The organism is Streptomyces sp. R44, assembly GCF_041053105.1.
In the GTDB taxonomy this organism is placed as follows: Bacteria; Actinomycetota; Actinomycetes; order Streptomycetales; family Streptomycetaceae; genus Streptomyces.
Map to the genome: position 1 here is coordinate 8,392,577 of NZ_CP163444.1, position 17,801 is coordinate 8,410,377.

Annotated in this window: 15 protein-coding genes and 2 pseudogenes; 11 read left to right on the forward strand and 6 right to left on the reverse strand. The window is 72.0% G+C overall.

Annotated features, from left to right (window positions below; all coding sequences use genetic code 11):
- Positions 1-84 precede the first annotated feature (84 nt).
- From AB5J54_RS38730 to AB5J54_RS38750, 5 genes are all read left to right on the forward strand, one after another.
- Positions 85-1,593: an aldehyde dehydrogenase family protein gene (locus AB5J54_RS38730; RefSeq protein WP_369148643.1), complete on the forward strand. Its 1,509-nt coding sequence runs from the start codon at positions 85-87 to the stop codon at positions 1,591-1,593.
- Entirely contained in the window at positions 1,590-3,116 is a 1,527-nt protein-coding gene (locus AB5J54_RS38735; RefSeq protein WP_369148644.1) for a GMC family oxidoreductase, read from the forward strand. The genes AB5J54_RS38730 and AB5J54_RS38735 overlap by 4 nt, the downstream gene beginning before the upstream one ends.
- A complete protein-coding gene (locus AB5J54_RS38740) occupies positions 3,113-4,207 on the forward strand; it encodes a glycine betaine/L-proline ABC transporter ATP-binding protein (RefSeq protein WP_369148645.1) in 1,095 nt (364 codons plus the stop codon). The genes AB5J54_RS38735 and AB5J54_RS38740 overlap by 4 nt, the downstream gene beginning before the upstream one ends.
- 106 nt (positions 4,208-4,313) lie before the next feature.
- Positions 4,314-6,299: an ABC transporter permease subunit gene (locus AB5J54_RS38745; protein ID WP_369148646.1), complete on the forward strand. Its 1,986-nt coding sequence runs from the start codon at positions 4,314-4,316 to the stop codon at positions 6,297-6,299.
- A 1-nt stretch (position 6,300) separates the two neighbouring features.
- Positions 6,301-7,263, forward strand: a complete 963-nt coding sequence (locus tag AB5J54_RS38750; protein ID WP_369148647.1) for an ABC transporter substrate-binding protein — start codon at positions 6,301-6,303, stop codon at positions 7,261-7,263.
- Between the two features lie 186 nt (positions 7,264-7,449).
- Here the strand turns inward: AB5J54_RS38750 and AB5J54_RS38755 are convergent.
- Positions 7,450-8,133: pseudogene (locus AB5J54_RS38755) on the reverse strand (cation:proton antiporter); the annotation flags it as partial.
- Between the two features lie 106 nt (positions 8,134-8,239).
- On the reverse strand, positions 8,240-9,277 hold the full coding sequence (locus tag AB5J54_RS38760) for a GlxA family transcriptional regulator (RefSeq protein WP_369149602.1): 1,038 nt from the start codon (positions 9,275-9,277) through the stop codon (positions 8,240-8,242).
- 136 nt (positions 9,278-9,413) lie between these two features.
- Between AB5J54_RS38760 and AB5J54_RS38765 the strand changes: the two genes are divergently transcribed.
- Positions 9,414-10,337: an NADP-dependent oxidoreductase gene (locus AB5J54_RS38765; RefSeq protein ID WP_369148648.1), complete on the forward strand. Its 924-nt coding sequence runs from the start codon at positions 9,414-9,416 to the stop codon at positions 10,335-10,337.
- Positions 10,338-10,592: 255 nt separating this feature from the next.
- A complete protein-coding gene (locus tag AB5J54_RS38770) occupies positions 10,593-11,096 on the forward strand; it encodes a hemerythrin domain-containing protein (RefSeq protein ID WP_369148649.1) in 504 nt (167 codons plus the stop codon).
- 54 nt (positions 11,097-11,150) lie between these two features.
- On the opposite strand, the gene AB5J54_RS38775 is transcribed toward AB5J54_RS38770, so the two are convergent.
- On the reverse strand, positions 11,151-11,783 hold the full coding sequence (locus AB5J54_RS38775; RefSeq protein ID WP_369148650.1) for a PP2C family protein-serine/threonine phosphatase: 633 nt from the start codon (positions 11,781-11,783) through the stop codon (positions 11,151-11,153).
- Between the two features lie 138 nt (positions 11,784-11,921).
- On the opposite strand from AB5J54_RS38775, the pseudogene AB5J54_RS38780 reads away from it, so the two are divergent.
- From AB5J54_RS38780 to AB5J54_RS38790, 3 genes and pseudogenes are all read left to right on the forward strand, one after another.
- A pseudogene (locus AB5J54_RS38780) lies at positions 11,922-13,532 on the forward strand (bifunctional 3-(3-hydroxy-phenyl)propionate/3-hydroxycinnamic acid hydroxylase).
- Positions 13,529-15,235 carry an AMP-binding protein gene (locus AB5J54_RS38785; protein WP_369148651.1) on the forward strand — a complete coding sequence of 569 codons (1,707 nt, stop codon included), beginning with the start codon at positions 13,529-13,531 and terminating at the stop codon, positions 15,233-15,235. Before AB5J54_RS38780 ends, AB5J54_RS38785 begins: the two are co-directional and overlap by 4 nt.
- Positions 15,232-15,585, forward strand: coding sequence for a DoxX family protein (locus tag AB5J54_RS38790; protein WP_369148652.1), 354 nt, complete (start codon positions 15,232-15,234; stop codon positions 15,583-15,585). The genes AB5J54_RS38785 and AB5J54_RS38790 overlap by 4 nt, the downstream gene beginning before the upstream one ends.
- 247 nt (positions 15,586-15,832) lie before the next feature.
- Here AB5J54_RS38790 and AB5J54_RS38795 read toward each other — a convergent pair whose 3' ends face one another.
- Positions 15,833-16,318 carry a hypothetical protein gene (locus AB5J54_RS38795; protein ID WP_369148653.1) on the reverse strand — a complete coding sequence of 162 codons (486 nt, stop codon included), beginning with the start codon at positions 16,316-16,318 and terminating at the stop codon, positions 15,833-15,835.
- A gap of 16 nt (positions 16,319-16,334) precedes the next feature.
- Between AB5J54_RS38795 and AB5J54_RS38800 the strand changes: the two genes are divergently transcribed.
- Complete coding sequence (locus tag AB5J54_RS38800; protein ID WP_369148654.1) at positions 16,335-16,769, forward strand: hypothetical protein; 435 nt, start codon at positions 16,335-16,337, stop codon at positions 16,767-16,769.
- A 220-nt stretch (positions 16,770-16,989) separates the two neighbouring features.
- Here AB5J54_RS38800 and AB5J54_RS38805 read toward each other — a convergent pair whose 3' ends face one another.
- Together AB5J54_RS38805 and AB5J54_RS38810 are read right to left on the reverse strand one after the other, a co-directional pair.
- Positions 16,990-17,298, reverse strand: coding sequence for a transposase (locus AB5J54_RS38805; protein ID WP_369148655.1), 309 nt, complete (start codon positions 17,296-17,298; stop codon positions 16,990-16,992).
- The gene (locus AB5J54_RS38810) at positions 17,286-17,765 is read right to left on the reverse strand and encodes an IS5 family transposase (RefSeq protein ID WP_369148656.1); all 480 of its coding nucleotides are present in this window, start codon (positions 17,763-17,765) and stop codon (positions 17,286-17,288) included. Before AB5J54_RS38810 ends, AB5J54_RS38805 begins: the two co-directional genes overlap by 13 nt.
- Positions 17,766-17,801: the final 36 nt, after the last annotated feature.

Here is a 17,801-nt window from a genome sequence, read left to right on the forward strand (position 1 = left end):
TGGATCCGAGAAGCCAGGGCAGGCGGCCGAACCGCCGGTGCTACCGGCAGGGGGACTCAGAGGAAACGAAAGGTCAGACGCGACGTGACGGCAGCACAACAGACCATCCATGTGGGCGGAGAGTGGCGCACGGCCCTCTCCGGCGCCACGCGCGAGATCATCGACCCCGTCGACGCGACCGCCTTCGCGGTCGTGGCCGAGGGTGGCGTCCAGGACACCGACGACGCCGTGGCCGCGGCGCGCGCCGCGTTCGACGACGGCTCCTGGCCGCGTACGCCGGTCTCCGAGCGCGCCGCCCTGCTGCGGCGGGTCGCCGACCTCCTCGACCGCGACCGCGAGCGGATCGGCGCCCTGGAGAGCCAGGACGCGGGCAAGACCCTCGAGGAGGGCCGCGTCGACGTCGACTGCGTCCGCGATGCCTTCCGCTACTTCGCCGACCTCGTCGAGAAGGAGGAAGGTGGACGGGTCGTCGACACCGGCTCGGACGACATCCGCAGTGTCGTCGTGCACGAGCCGGTCGGCGTCTGCGCCCTGATCACGCCCTGGAACTACCCGCTGCTCCAGGCCAGCTGGAAGATCGCTCCCGCCCTCGCCGCCGGCAACACGTTCGTGATCAAGCCCAGCGAGATCACCCCACTGACCACCGTCGTACTGGTCGAACTGCTTCTGGAGGCCGGCCTGCCGCTCGGCGCGGCCAACATCGTCACCGGCCCCGGCCACACCGTCGGCGCCCGGCTCGCCGAACACCCGGACGTCGACCTCGTGTCGTTCACGGGCGGTCTCGTCAGCGGCACGAAAGTCGCCAGGGCGGCCGCCGACAGCGTGAAGAAGGTCGCCCTCGAACTGGGCGGCAAGAACCCCAACGTCGTCTTCGCCGACGCCTGTTCGACGCCCGAGGGCTTCGACACCGCCGTCGACCAGGCTCTCAACGCCGCCTTCATCCACAGCGGCCAGGTCTGCTCCGCCGGCTCCCGCCTCATCGTCGAGGAGTCCCTGCGCGAGCGGTTCGTCGCCGAACTCGCCCGCCGGGCCGCGCTGATCCGGCTCGGCCGGGGCACCGACGCGGGTGTCGAGTGCGGCCCGCTGGTCTCCGAGGCCCAGGTCGCGAGGACCGAGCAGTACGTGGCCTCCGCCCTCGGCGAGGGCGCGGTCCTTCGCGCGGGCGGCGAACGCCCGGCCGGCCCCGGATACTTCTACCGCCCCACCGTCCTCGACCGGTGCCACCGCCGCATGCGCGTCGTCCGCGAGGAGATTTTCGGCCCCGTCCTCACCGTGGAGACGTTCCGCACCGAGGCGGAGGCCGTGACCCTCGCCAACGACACCGAGTACGGCCTCGCCGGAGCGGTCTGGACCTCCGACGCCGACCGGGCCCGCCGGGTCGCGGCCCGGCTGCGCCACGGCACCGTCTGGATCAACGACTTCCACCCCTACCTGCCGCAGGCGGAGTGGGGAGGCTTCGGAAAGTCCGGCATCGGCCGCGAACTGGGCCCCAGCGGCCTCGCCGAGTACCGCGAGACCAAGCACATCTACCAGAACCTCGCTCCGCGCCCCGTGCGCTGGTTCGCGGGCACGACGGCGAAGGACCAGGCATGACCGACCCGCACGTGTACGACTACGTCGTCGTCGGCGGTGGCACCGCCGGTTCGGTGATCGCCTCCCGGCTGACCGAGAACCCCGACGTCACCGTCGCCGTCATCGAGGGCGGCCCCAGCGACGTCGGCCGCGACGAGGTCCTCACCCTGCGCCGCTGGATGGGCCTGCTCGGCGGCGAGCTGGACTACGACTACCCCACCACCGAACAGCCCCGCGGCAACTCGTACATCCGCCACAGCCGCGCGCGGGTCCTCGGCGGCTGCTCCTCGCACAACACCCTCATCGCCTTCAAGCCCCTCCCCTCCGACTGGGACGAGTGGGCCGAGGCCGGCGCCGAGGGCTGGGACGCGGCGGCGATGGACCCCTACTTCGCCCGGCTGCGGAACAACATCGTCCCCGTCGACGAGGCCGACCGGAACGCGATAGCCCGCGACTTCGTCGACGCGGCGCAGACCGCGCTCGGCGTCCCGCGCGTCGAGGGCTTCAACCGGGAGCCCTTCCACGAGGGCGTCGGCTTCTTCGACCTCGCCTACCACCCCGAGAACAACAAACGGTCCTCCGCCTCGGTCGCCTATCTGCACCCCTTCCTCGACCGGCCGAACCTGCACATCGCCCTGGAGACCTGGGCGTTCCGCCTCGAACTGGAAGGCACCCGCGCCACCGGCGTGCACATCCGCACCAAGGAGGGCACGGAGCACGTCGTACGCGCCCGGCGCGAGGTCCTGGTCTGCGCGGGCGCCGTGGACACCCCGCGGCTGCTGCTGCACTCCGGCATCGGCCCCCGCGCGGACCTGGAGAAGCTCGGCATCCCGGTCGTGCATGACCTGCCGGGAGTGGGGGAGAACCTGCTCGACCACCCCGAGTCGGTCATCGTCTGGGAGACCCACGGCCCGATCCCGGAGAACTCCGCGATGGACTCCGACGCCGGTCTGTTCGTCCGCCGGGACCCGGCGTCCGAGGGGCCGGACCTGATGTTCCACTTCTACCAGATCCCCTTCACCGACAACCCCGAGCGGATCGGCTACGAACGGCCCGCGCACGGCGTGTCGATGACCCCGAACATCCCCAAGCCGCGCAGCCGTGGCCGGCTCTACCTGACGAGCGCGGACCCCGAGGTCAAGCCCGCGCTCGACTTCCGGTACTTCACCGACGAGGACGACTACGACGGCCGCACCCTCGTCGACGGCATCCGGATCGCCCGGCGGATCGCGGCGAGCGAACCGCTGGCCGGCTGGCTGAAGCGCGAGGTGTGCCCGGGGCCGGAGGTCACCTCCGACGAGGAGCTCAGCGCGTACGCCCGCCACGTCGCGCACACCGTGTACCACCCGGCGGGCACCTGCCGGATGGGCGCCGCCGACGACGAACTCGCCGTCGTCGCACCGGACCTGAGAATCCGAGGCCTCGACGGCATCAGGATCGCCGACGCGTCCGTCTTCCCGACGATGACCGCCGTCAACCCGATGATCGGCGTGCTCATGGTCGGCGAGAAATGTGTGGACCTGCTGGGAGGGACCCGACGATGAACGACCTGACACAGAACCAGGCACAGAACCAGGCACAGAACACCGCCGAACCCGTCTTCTCCGTACGCGGGTTGTGGAAGGTCTTCGGCCCGAAGGCCGACCGCGTGCCCGCCGACCAGGAGCTCTCCTCCCTCGGCGCCGCCGAGCTGCGCGAGCGCACCGGCTGCACCGCGGCCGTCCGTGACGTCTCCTTCGACGTCCGCAAGGGCGAGGTCTTCGTCGTCATGGGCCTGTCCGGCTCGGGCAAGTCGACGCTCGTCCGCTGCCTGACCCGGCTCATCGAACCGACCTCGGGCACCCTCTCCATCGACGGCGAGGACGTCCTGTCCATGGACGCCGGCCGGCTCCGCGAGCTGCGCCGGCACCGGGCGGCGATGGTCTTCCAGCACTTCGGTCTGCTGCCGCACCGTACGGTGCTCGACAACATCGCGTACGGCCTTGAGATCCAGGGCGTGGGACGCGGCGAACGACGGGAGCGGGCCGCGGAGTTCGTCACCAAGGTCGGCCTGGACGGCATGGCACACCGCAGGCCGAGCCAGCTGTCCGGCGGCCAGCAGCAGCGGGTCGGACTGGCCCGGGCGCTCGCCGTCGACCCCGAAGTCCTGCTGTTCGACGAGCCGTTCAGCGCACTCGACCCGCTGATCCGCCGGGACATGCAGGAGGAGGTCGTCCGCCTGCACCGCGAGGAGGGCCGCACGATGGTCTTCATCACGCACGACCTGAGCGAGGCACTGAAGCTCGGCGACCGCATCGCGCTGATGCGCGACGGCCGGATCGTGCAGCTCGGCACGCCGGAGGAGATCGTGGGCGCCCCCGCCGACGAGTACGTCAGGGACTTCGTCCGAGACGTGCCGCGCGAGCAGGTGCTGACCGTCCGCTCGGCGATGCGCCCCGCGCTGGCCGACGAGCGCGACACCGGCCCCGCGCTCGCCCCCGGCGCCACCGTCCACGAGGCCATCGAGGCCGTCGCCCGAACGGGTGAGAACGCGCGGGTCGTCGAGGACGGCCGCTGCCTCGGTGTGGTCGACCACGCGGGACTCCTCGGTGTCGTCGCCGGGGTCCCGGCCGCGACCCGGAAGGCGGTGGCCTGATGTACGCCCATACGACCTGGCCGCCGCCGGGCGGCACGAAGGGTGCCGCGAGCCGTCAGCCGCGGCGCGGCGCGGCCTGTCCCGACGCCCTGGGGCGGTGGGGCCGATGAGCGCCACCGCCACCCCCGCTCCTCCCCGCCCCACGACCGCCACCGCCACCGCCACCGGCGCCGGACCCGCCGCGCCGCGCGCCCTCGCGCACCACCGCGGCCGGCTGATCGGAGCCGTCGCGGCCGTCGCGCTCGTCCTCGGCGCCGTGCTCCTGGGCGGCGGCAGCTGGCCGACCTCGCTCGCCGTCGACCTGTCCGGGCCGTTGGAACGCACCAGCGACTGGATCATCGACAACCGTGACGGCCACCCGCTCTTCCTCTACTTCCTCGGACATGTCAGCAACGCCGTCGTCGTGTCCGTACGAGCGGTGTACCTGTTGCTGCTCGCCCTCGGCTGGGCCGGCGTCACCGCCGCCGCCGGGCTGCTGGCCTGGCGGGTCGCGGGCGTCCGGCTCGCGCTGACCTCCGTCGCCGCCTTCGGCGCCTGCGGGCTGCTCGGCATGTGGGTGCCCACCATGCAGACGCTCGCCCTGATGGTGGTCGCCGTCGCCGCGTCCGTACTGCTCGGAGGCCTGCTCGGCCTGGCCGCCGGCCTCTCGGACCGGATGGACCGCATCCTCCGGCCGGTGCTCGACACCATGCAGGTGCTGCCCGCCTTCGCTTACCTCCTGCCCGTCGTCCTGGTCTTCGGCATCGGCGTACCCGCCGCCGTCCTCGCCACCGTCGTCTACGCCGCCCCGCCCATGGCGCGGCTCACCGCGCTCGGACTGCGCCGAGCGGACGCCGGCGTCATGGAGGCCGCCGCGTCCCTCGGCGCCACCGGCAGGCAGCGGCTGCTCACGGCCCGGCTGCCGCTGGCCCGCAAGGAACTCCTGCTCGGCGTCAACCAGTCGATCATGATGGCGCTCGGCATGGCCGTCATCGCCTCCGTCATCGGCGCAGGCGGCCTCGGCGACCGCGTCTACCAGGCACTGGCCTCCGTCGACGTCGGCGCCGCGCTCGCCGCCGGTGTCCCGATCGTGCTGCTCGCCATCGTCCTGGACCGGGTCACCGCCGCGGCCGGAGAACGGATCGGCACGGCTCCGGCCCGCCGCTCCCGGCTCGCCTGGGCCGTCGCCCTCGTGGTGACCGCCGCCGTCGCCGCCGCGGGCCGCCTGGCCGACCGGCTCAGCTGGCCCGAGGGGTGGACGCTCGACGTCGCCGAACCCGTCAACACGGCCGTCGACTGGATGACCGCCCATCTCTACTCCGGCGTGCCCCTCGTCGGCGGCACCGCCGACTGGGCGGCGCGGTTCACCACCTGGGTCCTCAACCCCCTGCGCGACGGCCTGCAGTGGCTGCCCTGGTGGTCGGTCCTGCTGACCGTCGGCGCCCTCGCCCTGCTCATCGGCACCTGGCGCACGGCCCTGACCGCCGTCCTCGCGATGGCCGCGATCGGTGTGCTCGGTGTCTGGGACCCGGCGCTCGACACGCTGTCCCAGGTCCTGGCCGCCGTCGCCGTGACGCTGCTGCTCGGCCTCGCGCTCGGGATCGCCGCGGCTCGCAGCACTCGCCTGGGACGCGCGCTGCGTCCGGTGCTCGACGTCTTCCAGACGATGCCGCAGTTCGTGTACCTGATCCCCGTGGTCGCCCTCTTCGGCGTGGGCCGCGCCCCGGCGGTCGCCGCCGCCGTGGTCTACGCGCTGCCCGCGGTGGTACGGATCACTGCCCAGGGCGTACGCGGGGTGGACCCGGCCGCCATGGAGTCCTCGCGCTCGCTGGGCGCGACCGGGCGCCAGCAGCTGTTCCAGGTCCAACTGCCACTGGCTCGCCCGGCGTTGCTGCTGGCCGTCAACCAAGGTGTGGTGCTGGTCCTCGCCGTCGTCGTCATCGGCGGCCTCGTGGGCGGTGGCGCGCTCGGTTACGACGCGGTCTTCGGCCTCGCCCAGGGCGACCTGGCGACCGGTCTGGTGGCCGGCGCGGCGATCGTCTGCCTCGGCCTGATGCTCGACCGCGTCACCCAGCCGACGCAACGCCGTGAGCTCGCCGGAAAGGGGGCCTGAGATGGCTCGTACACGCATCGCCGCACTCGTCACGGCCGCCGCCCTGGCGGCCGGCCTGACCGGCTGCGGCGCCGCCGACATGACCCGCCAGTCCTCCCCGTACGCCGACGCGAAGGGCTCCCGTACGGTGACGCTCTCCGTGCAGTCGTGGGTGGGCGCGCAGGCCAACGTCGCCGTCGCCCAGTACCTGCTCGAACACGAGCTCGGCTACCGGGTGGATACCGTACAGATCGACGAGGTGCCCGCCTGGGACGCGCTCAGCCAGGGGCGGGTGGACGCCATCCTGGAGGACTGGGGCCACCCGGACCAGGAGAAGCGGTACATCGACGACAAGAAGACGATCCAGCGCGGCGGCGATCTCGGGGTCACCGGTCACATCGGCTGGTTCGTGCCGACGTACTTCGCCGAGCAGCACCCGGACGTCACCGACTGGAAGAACCTGAACAAGTACGCCGACCAGTTCCGCACCGCGGAGAGCGGCGGCAAGGGCCAGCTCCTCGACGGCTCCCCGTCGTACGTGACGAACGACAAGGCCCTGGTGAACAACCTGGACCTGGACTACCAGGTCGTGTTCGCGGGCTCCGAGGCGGCGCAGATCACGCAGATCAAGCAGTTCGCCAAGGAGAAGAAGCCGTTCCTGAGCTACTGGTACAAGCCCCAGTGGCTGTTCGAGAAGGTCCCGATGACGGAGGTGAAGCTGCCCGCCTACCAGGAGGGCTGCGACGCCGACCCGGAGAAGGTGGCCTGCGCGTACCCGCACACGCCCCTGCAGAAGTTCCTCAACGCCCGCTTCGCGGACGGCGGGGGCGACGCAGCCGCCTTCCTGAAGAAGTTCCGCTGGACGACCAGCATGCAGAACGACGTCGCCCTGATGATCGCGGACCAGAAGCTGTCGCCGCAGGAGGCGGCCGGCCGCTGGGTGATTGAGAACGAGGCCACCTGGCGGACGTGGCTCCCGTCCTGACCCGGGTAGGGCGGCCGAGGCGGAGTGCGGCGGGGCCGGGCGTGAAGCCCTGCCCCGCCGCACGGCCTCACCCTCCCGTGGCCCGGGGTTCCGTCGCGGTACGCCGCCCCCGGGCGTAGCGGCGAAGCCGTTGCCTCCCAGGGCGACGGACAGGGAGTACGCGGCGACCGGCACGCTCAGCACCGCGAGTCTCGTCGCGGTGGGCAGGGTCCAGCCCCTCGCCCAGGACCGGCGAAGCAGCCGTCCCGCCAGGTGGCCGACGAGCGATCCGGCCCCGACGGCCGCCCCCGCCGCTCCGACGGCGCCGAGGAGGGCCTCGGCGAAGTCCGCGCCGGCCGTGTGGTACTCGGCGGCGGCCGCGACGCAGATCAGGAACACCGGTGAGACGATGCCGTCGCTCAGGCCGCCCTCGACGGTGAGCACCTCCCGGAGGCGCCCCGGGATGCGCCCGTCCCGCACGACGGCCGCGGCGGGTGCCAGATCGAGCGGGACGACGACCGTCGCCAGAGCCGCCAGAACCCACCCGGGCCGGTCGGGGAAGAAGGCGAGCGCGGTGAGGAAGGCGGCGCCCAGGGTCAGTGGCAGCGCGCCGCCCAGGAGTCGGGCGACGACGCGCCTCTCCCGGCGGATGGCTCCGGCCGGCACGTCGGTCGCGTCGACGAAGAGCAGCAGGGCGAGGACGACCTCCACCGCTTGCTCGAAGCCGGACAGGTCGGCGAAGTCGAAGGCGAGCGCCGGGTCCGAGCCGCTGGTGAGCGCGACGCCCGCCACCATCATGGCGATCGGTGCGGTGATGCTCCACAGTGCGAGCCGGCGCGACAGGACGCACCAGGTGAACAGGATGCCCGCGATGACAGTGACGGCAAGCAAGACGTCCGCGCTTTCGGAGAGGCTCGGGAAGACGCAGCGTAAGGCGAATCCCCCCGCCGACCCGCGCGCGCACGCCGACAGCGACCCTTCATGAGCGGGGTGCGATCTAGGTGCTGGTGCTGGTGCTGGTGCTCCTGCTCGTGTCCGTGCCGAACGTGCGGCGGTAGGCGGCCGGCGAGACGCCGAAAGCCGTACGCATGTGTGCGCGCAAGGAGTTCCCGGAGCCCAGGCCGGCACGGTGGGCGACGAGGTCGACCGCGAGGTCGGTCGTCTCGAGCAGTTGCTTGGCCAGCTCCAGACGTTGCGCCGTGAGCCACTGCCCGGGGGTCACCCCGACCTCGTCGCGGAACCGCCGGGTGAAGGACCGCAGGCTCATCCGCGCGTGCTCGGCGAGCCGCGCGAGGGTGAGGGGCTCGGCGAGGTGCTCCAGGGCCCAGGCACGGGTGGCGGTCGTGCTGGCCAGGGTGGGCTCCGGTACGGGCCGGTCGATGAACTGGGCTTGTCCGCCGTCCCGCCAGGGAGGCACCACGCACATGCGGGCGGCGCGGTTGGCGGCCGAGGCGCCGTGGTCGCGGCGGATCATGTGCAGGCACAGATCGACCCCCGCGGCCACGCCCGCGGAGGTCAGCACGTCGCCGTCGTCGACGAAGAGCACCTCCTCGTCCACCTTGACCTCGGGGTAGACGCGGCGGAACTCCGGGGCGAGGTTCCAGTGGGTGGTGGCCGGCCGGCCGTCGAGGAGCCCGGCGGCGGCGAGGACGTAGGACCCGGTGCAGATGGACACCAGACGGGTGCCGGGCCGGATGGCCCCGATGGCCGCGGCGACCTCGGGCGGCAGCGGGCCGCCCCGGCCCAGCTCGGGCATCGCGTGCGTGGGCGGGATGATCACGGTGTCGGCGGCGGCCAGCGCCTCCGGACCGGCCGCGGGCTGCACGGTGAACCCCGCATCGCTGAGTACCGGGGCGCCGTCGGCCGTACAGACCGTGACCTCGTACAGCGGGCGGCCGTCCGCCTCCCAGGCGCTGCCGAAGACCCGGGAGGGGATACCGAGCTCGAACGGAGGCACCCCGGGAAGCGCGAGCACGGCGATCAGGTGCGGTCGCGCCGCCGTTCCCCGCTGGTTCGGTGTGTTCCGGACGGTCATTTCCCTCATGGCCAGATCCTGACACATGCTGGCCTGACGGCCAATACCAGACAGGACCGGTGTACCGGATCGTGGACACGTCGCCGCCGGAATGGTCCGGGGGCGTGCCGAACGAGACGAAAACGAGGCGGACAGCATGCGTGCGGTGGTCGTGGAACAGTGGGGCGGACCCGAGAACCTGGTCGAGCGCGAGGTGGAGCGCCCCGAGCCCGGCGTGGGCGAGGTCCTGGTGCGCGTCCACGCGGCCGGAGTGAACCCCGTCGACTGGAAGACCCGGGCCGGCGGGGCCCTCATCGAGTGGGGCGCCGTCCCGGCCGTCGGATGGGACGTGTCCGGCACGGTGGAGGCCGTGGGCCCCGGCGTGGGGATCTTCCGCCCCGGCGACGAGGTCTTCGGCATGCCGCTGTTCCCGAAGCAGGCCGGCGGATACGCCCAGTACGTGGTGTCCCCGGCACGGCACCTCGCCCCCAAGCCCGCCTCCCTGACCCATGTGGAGGCCGCGGCGCTGCCGCTTGCCGCGCTCACCGCCTGGCAGGCCCTCGTCGACGTGGCCGACGTCCGCCCCGGGGAGCGGGTGCTGGTGCACGCGGCGGCCGGGGGAGTGGGGCACCTCGCCTTGCAGATCGCCAAGGCCCGTGGCGCGTACGTCATCGGCACGGCGAGCGCGGGCAAGCACGAGCTCGTGCGGGAGCTGGGCGCGGACGAGGTCGTCGACTACCGCGAGACCCGCTTCGAGGACGTCGTCTCCGACGTGGACGTCGTCCTGGACGGCATCGGCGGAGAGACGGCCGAGCGTTCCCTGGAGGTGCTCCGCGACGGGGGCAGGCTGATCACCCTGCCGGGACCGGACGACGTCCCCGCCGCGCGTGCCGGTGTGCGGGCGATCTGGGTCCTGGTGGAGCCCGACCACCTCGGCCTGCGAGAGATCGCGGCTCTGGTGGAGCAGGGGAAGCTGAGGCCGGTGGTCGATGTCGTCGTGCCGCTCGCCGAGGCGGCGAAGGCCCACGTGATCGGCGAGCGGGGCCGTACCACGGGCAAAATGGTCCTGACGGTCGCCTGAGCGACGGGCCGCGGTGCGCCCGCGACGCCGCCGCCGGTGGCGTACTGGTCAACGGCGAACCCGACCACCCGGCCCACGGAGCAACCAAGGCCGCCGTCCACGCGCCCCGTACGGGATCGCCGTCGCTTCGGTCGCGCCGTTCGACGTCGCACCTCCGTGGCTGACCCCGCGGTGATTGTGCCGCCCATGGAGGGGTAGCCGGGGAGTTCAGATGCGTTCCGACCGTGTTCGCGTGGACGAACGAGGAGGACGACGGTGAACACCCGTACGGCAGAACAGGAGGACTTCGTGGCGGCCATCCTCAAGGATCACCGCACCATGGAGGACCTCTTCCGGCGCATGCGCAGCGTCGAGGCCGACCGCGCCGCCGCGCTGAAGGAGTTCGCGGCACTGCTCATCGCGCACGGCGAGGCCGAGGAAGCCGAGGTCTACGGAGCGCTCAAGCGCTTCAAGGGCGTCGACGACGAGGAAGTGGAGCACGGCGCCGAGGAGCACGCCGAGGGCAACGAGGCTCTCCTGAAACTGCTCGAGGTGGAGGACGTCGGGTCCGAGGAGTGGGACAGCCGCCTGGAGGAACTGGTGAAGGCGGTCGATCACCACCTGGACGAGGAAGAGCGGACGATCCTCAACGGTGCCAGGGAGAGCGTCTCCGACGAGCGCCGGGCCGAGCTGAGCAGGGCGTTCCTGGAAGAGCGCGCGAAGCAGCTGGCCTCGGACTGCGGCAGCCCGGAGAACGTGCGCGCGATCGTCCATGGATGACGGCGCTCCCGAAGCCAGGGCGGTGAGGGCGGTGCGTCCGGTGCGATGTCCGCTTCAGTCCACCCGGATCGCCAGCCCGCACGCGTCGTCCCCGTGGCCCGCGAGTTCCAGGTCGGCGACCAGCGCGTCGATCAGCGCTTGCGGTTCGCGCGTGGACGACGACGTCACCGCCTGCATCAGCCGGTCGATGCCGACGGTCAGGTCCTCGTCCCGGCGCTCGACCATGCCGTCGGTGTACAGCACCAGCAGATCGCCCGGGCGCAACGGCGTCGACGTGGTCTCGTACGCGTAACCCGGCAGGGCGCCGAGAAGCGGGCCGCGGACCTCGGCGCCGAGCGGCTCCGCGCCTCCGTCACGCAGCAGCAGCGGGGCCGGATGGCCGGCGCAGGCCCAGTGCAGGATCTTGTCCCGGTCGATGTGCCCGGCCACCACGGTGGCCGTCTGTCCGGCCGGGTCGCTGCACACCAGCTCGTTCAGCCAGGTGGTGATTTCGCCGGCGGACGCCCCCGTCTGCGCCAGCCCGGCCAAGGCGTGCCGCTGCTGTGCCATCCGGGCCACGGCGTCCAGACCGTGCCTCGATGCGTCGCCGATCGCCACGAGCACCCGGCCGTCCGGCAGCGGACGGCATTTGTACCAGTCGCCGCCCACCGCCGAGTCCGGCTCGGCCGGGCGGTACGACGCCGCCACCGTCAGGCCGACGGCGGCGAGCGCCTCCGAGTACGTGGGAAGGAGAGCCTCGCGCAGCGCGTCCGCGACCTGGCGCTCGGCCTCGGTCTGCCGTCGCGCCAGTCACGGACGCGAAGCAAGACCCGAGGTGAGCCGCACATGACCGCCGACCAGGCCGGACCCCGGTACACCGCACCCGGGCTCGTACAGACAGACCCGGCACAGACAGACCCCGTACCCGTCGTGATCATCGGCGCCGGGCCGGTGGGCGTGACCGCCGCCCTCCTCCTTGCCCGGCGCGGTATTCGCACCGTCATCCTGGAACGCCACCAGGACGTCTGCCCGCTCGACGAGGTGCGCCGCATCCTCCAGGCCGCAGGCGTGGGCGAGGAGTTCGCCGCGATCACCCGCCCCGCGAACGGACTTCGGCTGCTCGACGCCCGCCACCGGGTCATGGCCGAGTTCCGACGCTCCGAGCACGGCCGTCACGGCTACCCGCAGACCAGCATGTTCGACCAGCCCGAGCTCGAGCGGCTGCTGCGCGACGCCCTCGCCCGCCGCCCGGAGTGCGAACTGAGGGGCGGTGTCGAGGTCACCGGCGTCGGCCCGGACCCGGCCGGCCCCGTGCGCGTGACCTACCGCGACGACGACGGTGAGCATCACCTGTGGGCCGAGGCGGTCCTCGGCTGCGACGGCGCGGGCAGCCTCACACATACCGCCATCGGCGCCGAGTGAGAAGACCTGCGCTTCGAAGAACGCTGGACCGTCATCGACGTCCGCACGAAGGCCGTCGTCCGCTGCTGGGAAGGCGTCGACCAGGTCTGCGACCCTCACCGGCCGGCGACGTTCAGGCGCGTCGGTGAGGACCGCTACCGCTGGGAGTTCCGGCTGCCAGACGGGCAGCAACCGGTTCGCGAACTGATCGCCCCGTGGCTGTCGCCCTCGTACGACGGGGACTTCGAAGTCGTACGGGAGACGCAGTACACCTTCCGGGCGCGGGTGGCCGACCGGTGGCGCAGCGGACGGGTGTTCCTCCTCGGCGACGCCGCGCACCTCACCCCGCCGTTCAGTGGGCAGGGGCTGTGCGCGGGACTCCGTGATGCCTACAACCTCACCTGGAAGCTGGCCCGCGTCCTGGGCCAGGGCGGCGACGAGCGGTTGTTGGACACGTACGAGAGCGAGCGCAAGCCGCACGCACGGCACATGATCCGGCTCGCGGTCGCCATGGGCTGGGCCATGACCGGCGGCCAGGACGGCGCCGCCGCGCTGCGCCGCAGGATCCTGGCCGCGGCCTGCCGCATACCCGGCCTCACCGCGGCGGCGGGCCGCGACCTCAGCCCAACCCTGACCGCCGGGCCCCTCGTCCGGCGCCGTGTACGCAGGAGCCTCGTGGGCACCCACTGCCCCCAACCATGGGTGGTACTCGACGACCGGCGCCGCCGCCTCGACGAACTGCTCGGCGACAGCTTCACCGTCCTGACCGCCGCCGAACCCTCGCCCTCGCTGCGCGCCCTCGCCCACGGACTCGGCGTCCCGGCGATCCCCGTGGCCGACCTCCGTGACGACGGCACCCTCGCCGCCTGGCTGCGCGCCGGCCGGGCGGACGCCGTCCTGCTGCGCCCCGACCGCGTCGTCATGGACGTGATCCCGGCCGGCGGCCACGACTTCACCGACACCGCCGCCTGGGCATCTCTCCTGCACACCACGCGCAGCCCCGCCCCTTCCCCACGGACCGTAGAGAAAAGCCTGCTGAGGAGCGCCACACGATGACCAGGCCGTACCCGGAACCCTTCACGACGCCCGATCCGCAGGCCGTCGCCGACAGCCGCATCATGGACTTCGCCCGCCACGCCGGCGTGGACGGCACCGACTACGCCACCCTGCACCACTGGTCGGTCACCGACCTGGAAGGTTTCTGGGGCGCGGTGTGGGACTACTTCGACATCGACGGGGTCTCCCCGTACGAGCAGGTGCTCGCGGAGGAGCGGATGCCGGGCGCCCGCTGGTTCCCCGGCGCCACCCTCAACTACACGCACCACGCCCGGCGCAACCTTACCGACGACACCGTGGCGATCATCGCCCTCGCCGAGACCGGCTCCAGCCACGAGGTGACCGGCAACCGGCTGCGCGCCCAGGTCGCCTCCGTCGCCGCCACCCTGCGCGACCTGGGCGTCAGCAAGGGGGACCGGGTCGTGCGCTACCTGCCCAACACCCCGCACGCGATCGTCGCTTTCCTCGCCACCGCGAGCCTGGGCGCCGTGTGGTCGGTCTGCGGGCAGGACTACGCCCCCAAAGCCGCCGCCGACCGCTTCGCCCAGCTCGAACCCACCGTCCTGATCTCCGCCGACGGCTACCTCTTCAACGGCACCACCCCCGACCGCCGCGACGCCACCCTCGAACTCGCCGGTGAGCTGCCGACGCTGAAGGCCGCGCTGCTGGTGGACCACGTGGGCCTGCCGTGGCCGACACACACGTACCCGTCACTCGTGGTGCCGTGGGAGGAAGCCTCCACCCGCACCGAGGAACTCACCTGCGCACCGGTGCCGTTCGACCACCCGCTGTGGATCGTGTTCTCCTCGGGCACCACCGGCCTGCCCAAGGGCGTCGTCCACGGCCACGGCGGCGTCCTGCTCGAACATCTCAAGACCCTCGGCCTGCACTCCGACCTCGGCCCCGGCGACCGCGCCTCCGCCTACCCCTGGGTCCGCCACCACGTCGGCGACCACGTCCTGCTCGCGTCCACCAGCGGCGGCACGGACGTCGTCTCCGGCTTCGCCGGCAGCGCCCCCAGCACACCGGTCTGGGCAGGAGAGCTCTCAGCACCCCACCTGGGCGTGGCCCTGGCCGCGTACGACGCCGAGGGCCTCCCGATCGTGGACCAGGTCGGCGAACTGGTGGTCACCCGCCCGATGCCGTCCATGCCGCTGTACTTCTGGAACGACCCCGACGGCACCCGCTACCGCGACGCCTATTTCTCCTCCCACCCCGGCGTCTGGCGGCACGGCGACTGGATCACACTCACCGGACACGGCTCCGTGATCGTCCACGGCCGCTCCGACAGCACCTTGAACCGCAACGGCGTACGTCTGGGCAGTGCCGACATCCACGACGTCGTCGAACGCCTCCCCGAGATCACCGAGGCCCTCGTCATCGGAGCGGAGGAACCCGACGGCGGCTACTGGATGCCCCTGTTCGTGGTCCTCGCAGCGGGTGTGACCCTGGACGACCCACTCCGCGAGAAGATCAAGGATGCGATTCGGACGGGTGCCTCACCCCGCCACGCCCCCGACGAGATCCTGGAAGTCCCCGGCATCCCGCACACCCGCACCGGCAAGAAACTCGAAGTCCCTGTCAAACGCCTCCTTCAGGGCGCCCCGGTCGAGCAGGTCGTCAACCCGGCAGCCGTGGACGCCCCCGACCTCATCGATTACTTCGCCCGCCTGGGTGCCGAACGCCGGGGCCGGTCGACATGACAGCAGCGCAGATCGCCCTCGCCGTCGTCCTGACCCTGGTCTTTCTGCCCCTGGGAGCGGCGAAGATCGCCGCGGTGCCGTTCATGCGCCAGGCGGCAGCGCACCTCGGCATGTCGCCGGGCCTCTACCGCGTCGTCGGCGCCCTGGAAATGGCCGGAGCCGTCGGGCTGGTACTCGGACTGGCTTCCGCCCCCATCGGAGTGGCCGCCGCAATCGGGCTGGCGCTGCTGATGACGGCGGCCGCAGTAGTCCACCTGCGCCACCCCGACCCGCTCGTGCGGGCCCTGCCCGCTGCCGTCTTGGCCCTGACGGCGGTGGCGTACGCCGGGGTGGAGATCGGTACCGGCTGACGGCCCGCAGCGTGCGCTGACGCGCGCGGCGGCCCGTCGACACCTTCGCACTCACGGTTCTCCTGTCCGCAGCGCTCGGAGCGCGGAGACGGTCCTTCCCCCTTCCAGATCAGCGCCACCGACGGCCGGGGCGGCCGGGGTACGGCTTGTTTCGGTTCAGTCGACCTGGGCGGTTAGCCGTCTCAGGAAGGCGAGCCCGAGGTGCCTGGCGGGCGAAAGCCCGGCTCAGGCGCCTCTTGGCGTGCCTCTAGAAGAAGCCGAGCTTCTTCGGCGAGTAGGACACCAGCGGGTTCTTGGTCTGCTGGGGGTATACGCGGCGCGTGACCGCTGGCCTGCGGAAACGGCCGCGATTCGACCAAGCCGCAGGCGGCTGGTCCGCGACGCCCGGATCTTGGTCTGCAGGGCGCCTTCCGCTATCCAACATGCCGAGATGGAGAAAGCCACCAGGGCTTGGACGGCAGAGCGGGCAGAGGGCGGCGCGCGTCGGCCGCCACCGGGGCGGCGGCACGCGAACCGGACCGCCGATTTTCGGTGATCCGGCTCTCGCCCGGTCAGGGGGCGGCGACGAAAGTGATGCGACCCAGCGCCGGGGAGCGGCGAGGGCGCTCGTCGAGGTGGTGGCCTCGAGGTGGTCGACCAGGGCTTCCGGGTCTGTGACCTCGCCACCTTCGCACGTGGTGATGTCGCCGAAGACGGTGAAGCCGTTGCCGCCGTTCGCGAGGAACTCGTTCACGATTACCCTGCCCACGATGGCGCGTAGGGCTCTGGCCGGCCGCCCTCTGCAACCGTGCGTCGAGCTGCTGCGTCCAGAGGGCATGAGGGAAAACGCCCCAGGGCGGACTGGTATAAAGCCGAAGGGCGAGCGCCGGGCCAGGTGCTTCCTCGCCGGCCTCGGTGCAGCGATCGGGCTGGCTGTCTGGGCACCAAGGGCCGCCTTCAGTATCGACGGGGGATTCGAGGGCCACGCCCGCGATCTGAGCGTGGTCTTCGTCGACCTGCCACTCATCCTGCTCGGCGGCGCGCTTGTGCCGCTCTTCTCCTGGGCTTTGGCCATCAGGCGGGTGCCTCCTTGGGCTGCGGCAGTCGCGGCCTTGGCCGTGCTCGCGCTCGGGGTGTGGGGTCTTACCGAGTGGTGGACCCCCCGTCAGCATCCAGACCCCGGCTACGACATACCCGGGATGTGACAGCGTTCAAGTGTCGCCACACCACCGTCCCGCAGGGCGAGCGCTGCCCGATACGGCACTAGGCCGGGTGTCGGAAGGGCTCTAGTGACCGGGGACGGAGAATCGTCGGCACCTCGCCCGGCTTTTGCTGCGGTCGCCGATGCCGAGACGAACCGCACCCTGGTCAGGAGCGGGGTCAACCACGGATCGATCGAGGTGGAGAACATTTCGACTCAGGTCACTAGCCGACGGAGACAACCTGGTCGGGACGGCCATCCGGGGTGATGGTCACTTCGTGGACCGCGCCTCCCTCCGTGGTCTGCTTCTGGCGGTTGCGGGCCTGGTCAGCCTTGTCCGGGATGGTGCAGCGGATTCCGCGGCGGCGCAGGTAGGCGCGGTTTTTGCGGGAGGCGTACGCCTTGTCGGCCCGCACTCGATCGGGGCGGACGCGTGGCCGGCCCGGTCCGATGCGGGGCGCGCGGACCTTCTTCAGCACGGGTTCGAACTGCGGCGAGTCGCCGCGCTGCCCCGCCGTGATCACGATTGCCATGGGCTTCTGGCCCTGTTCGACGGCCAGGTGCAGCTTGGTGGTGAACCCGCCGCGTGAGCGTGCCAGCCGTGATCATGGGGCTCGTTGAAGATGCCGCCCGGCGGTTCCTTCTGCAGGTCGCCCTGCTTGCGGGCCCCGGTCGCATGCTGATGGGTGCGGCACACTGTGGAGTCGACGCTCAGGTCCCACGTCATCCCACCCTTCGCGTCGGCCAGGGACTGGAGCCGGGTGAGGATCCGGTGCCAGGTCCCGGTCCGCTGCCACCGGCGGAACAGGTCGTAGATCCGGCTCCACGGTCCGTACTCAACGGGCACATCCCGCCACGGAGCACCGGTCCGGACCCGAAACCGTATGCCGTCGATCAGCCGCCGCCGAGGCCGGACCGGCGGCTGGCCTGCCTTCATGCCCTTCGGCAGCAACGGCTCCAGCGCCGCCCACTGCTCGTCCGTGAGATCTCCCCGCCCCATGGACCGTGATCATTCACAGTCCAAGATCCACTTTCG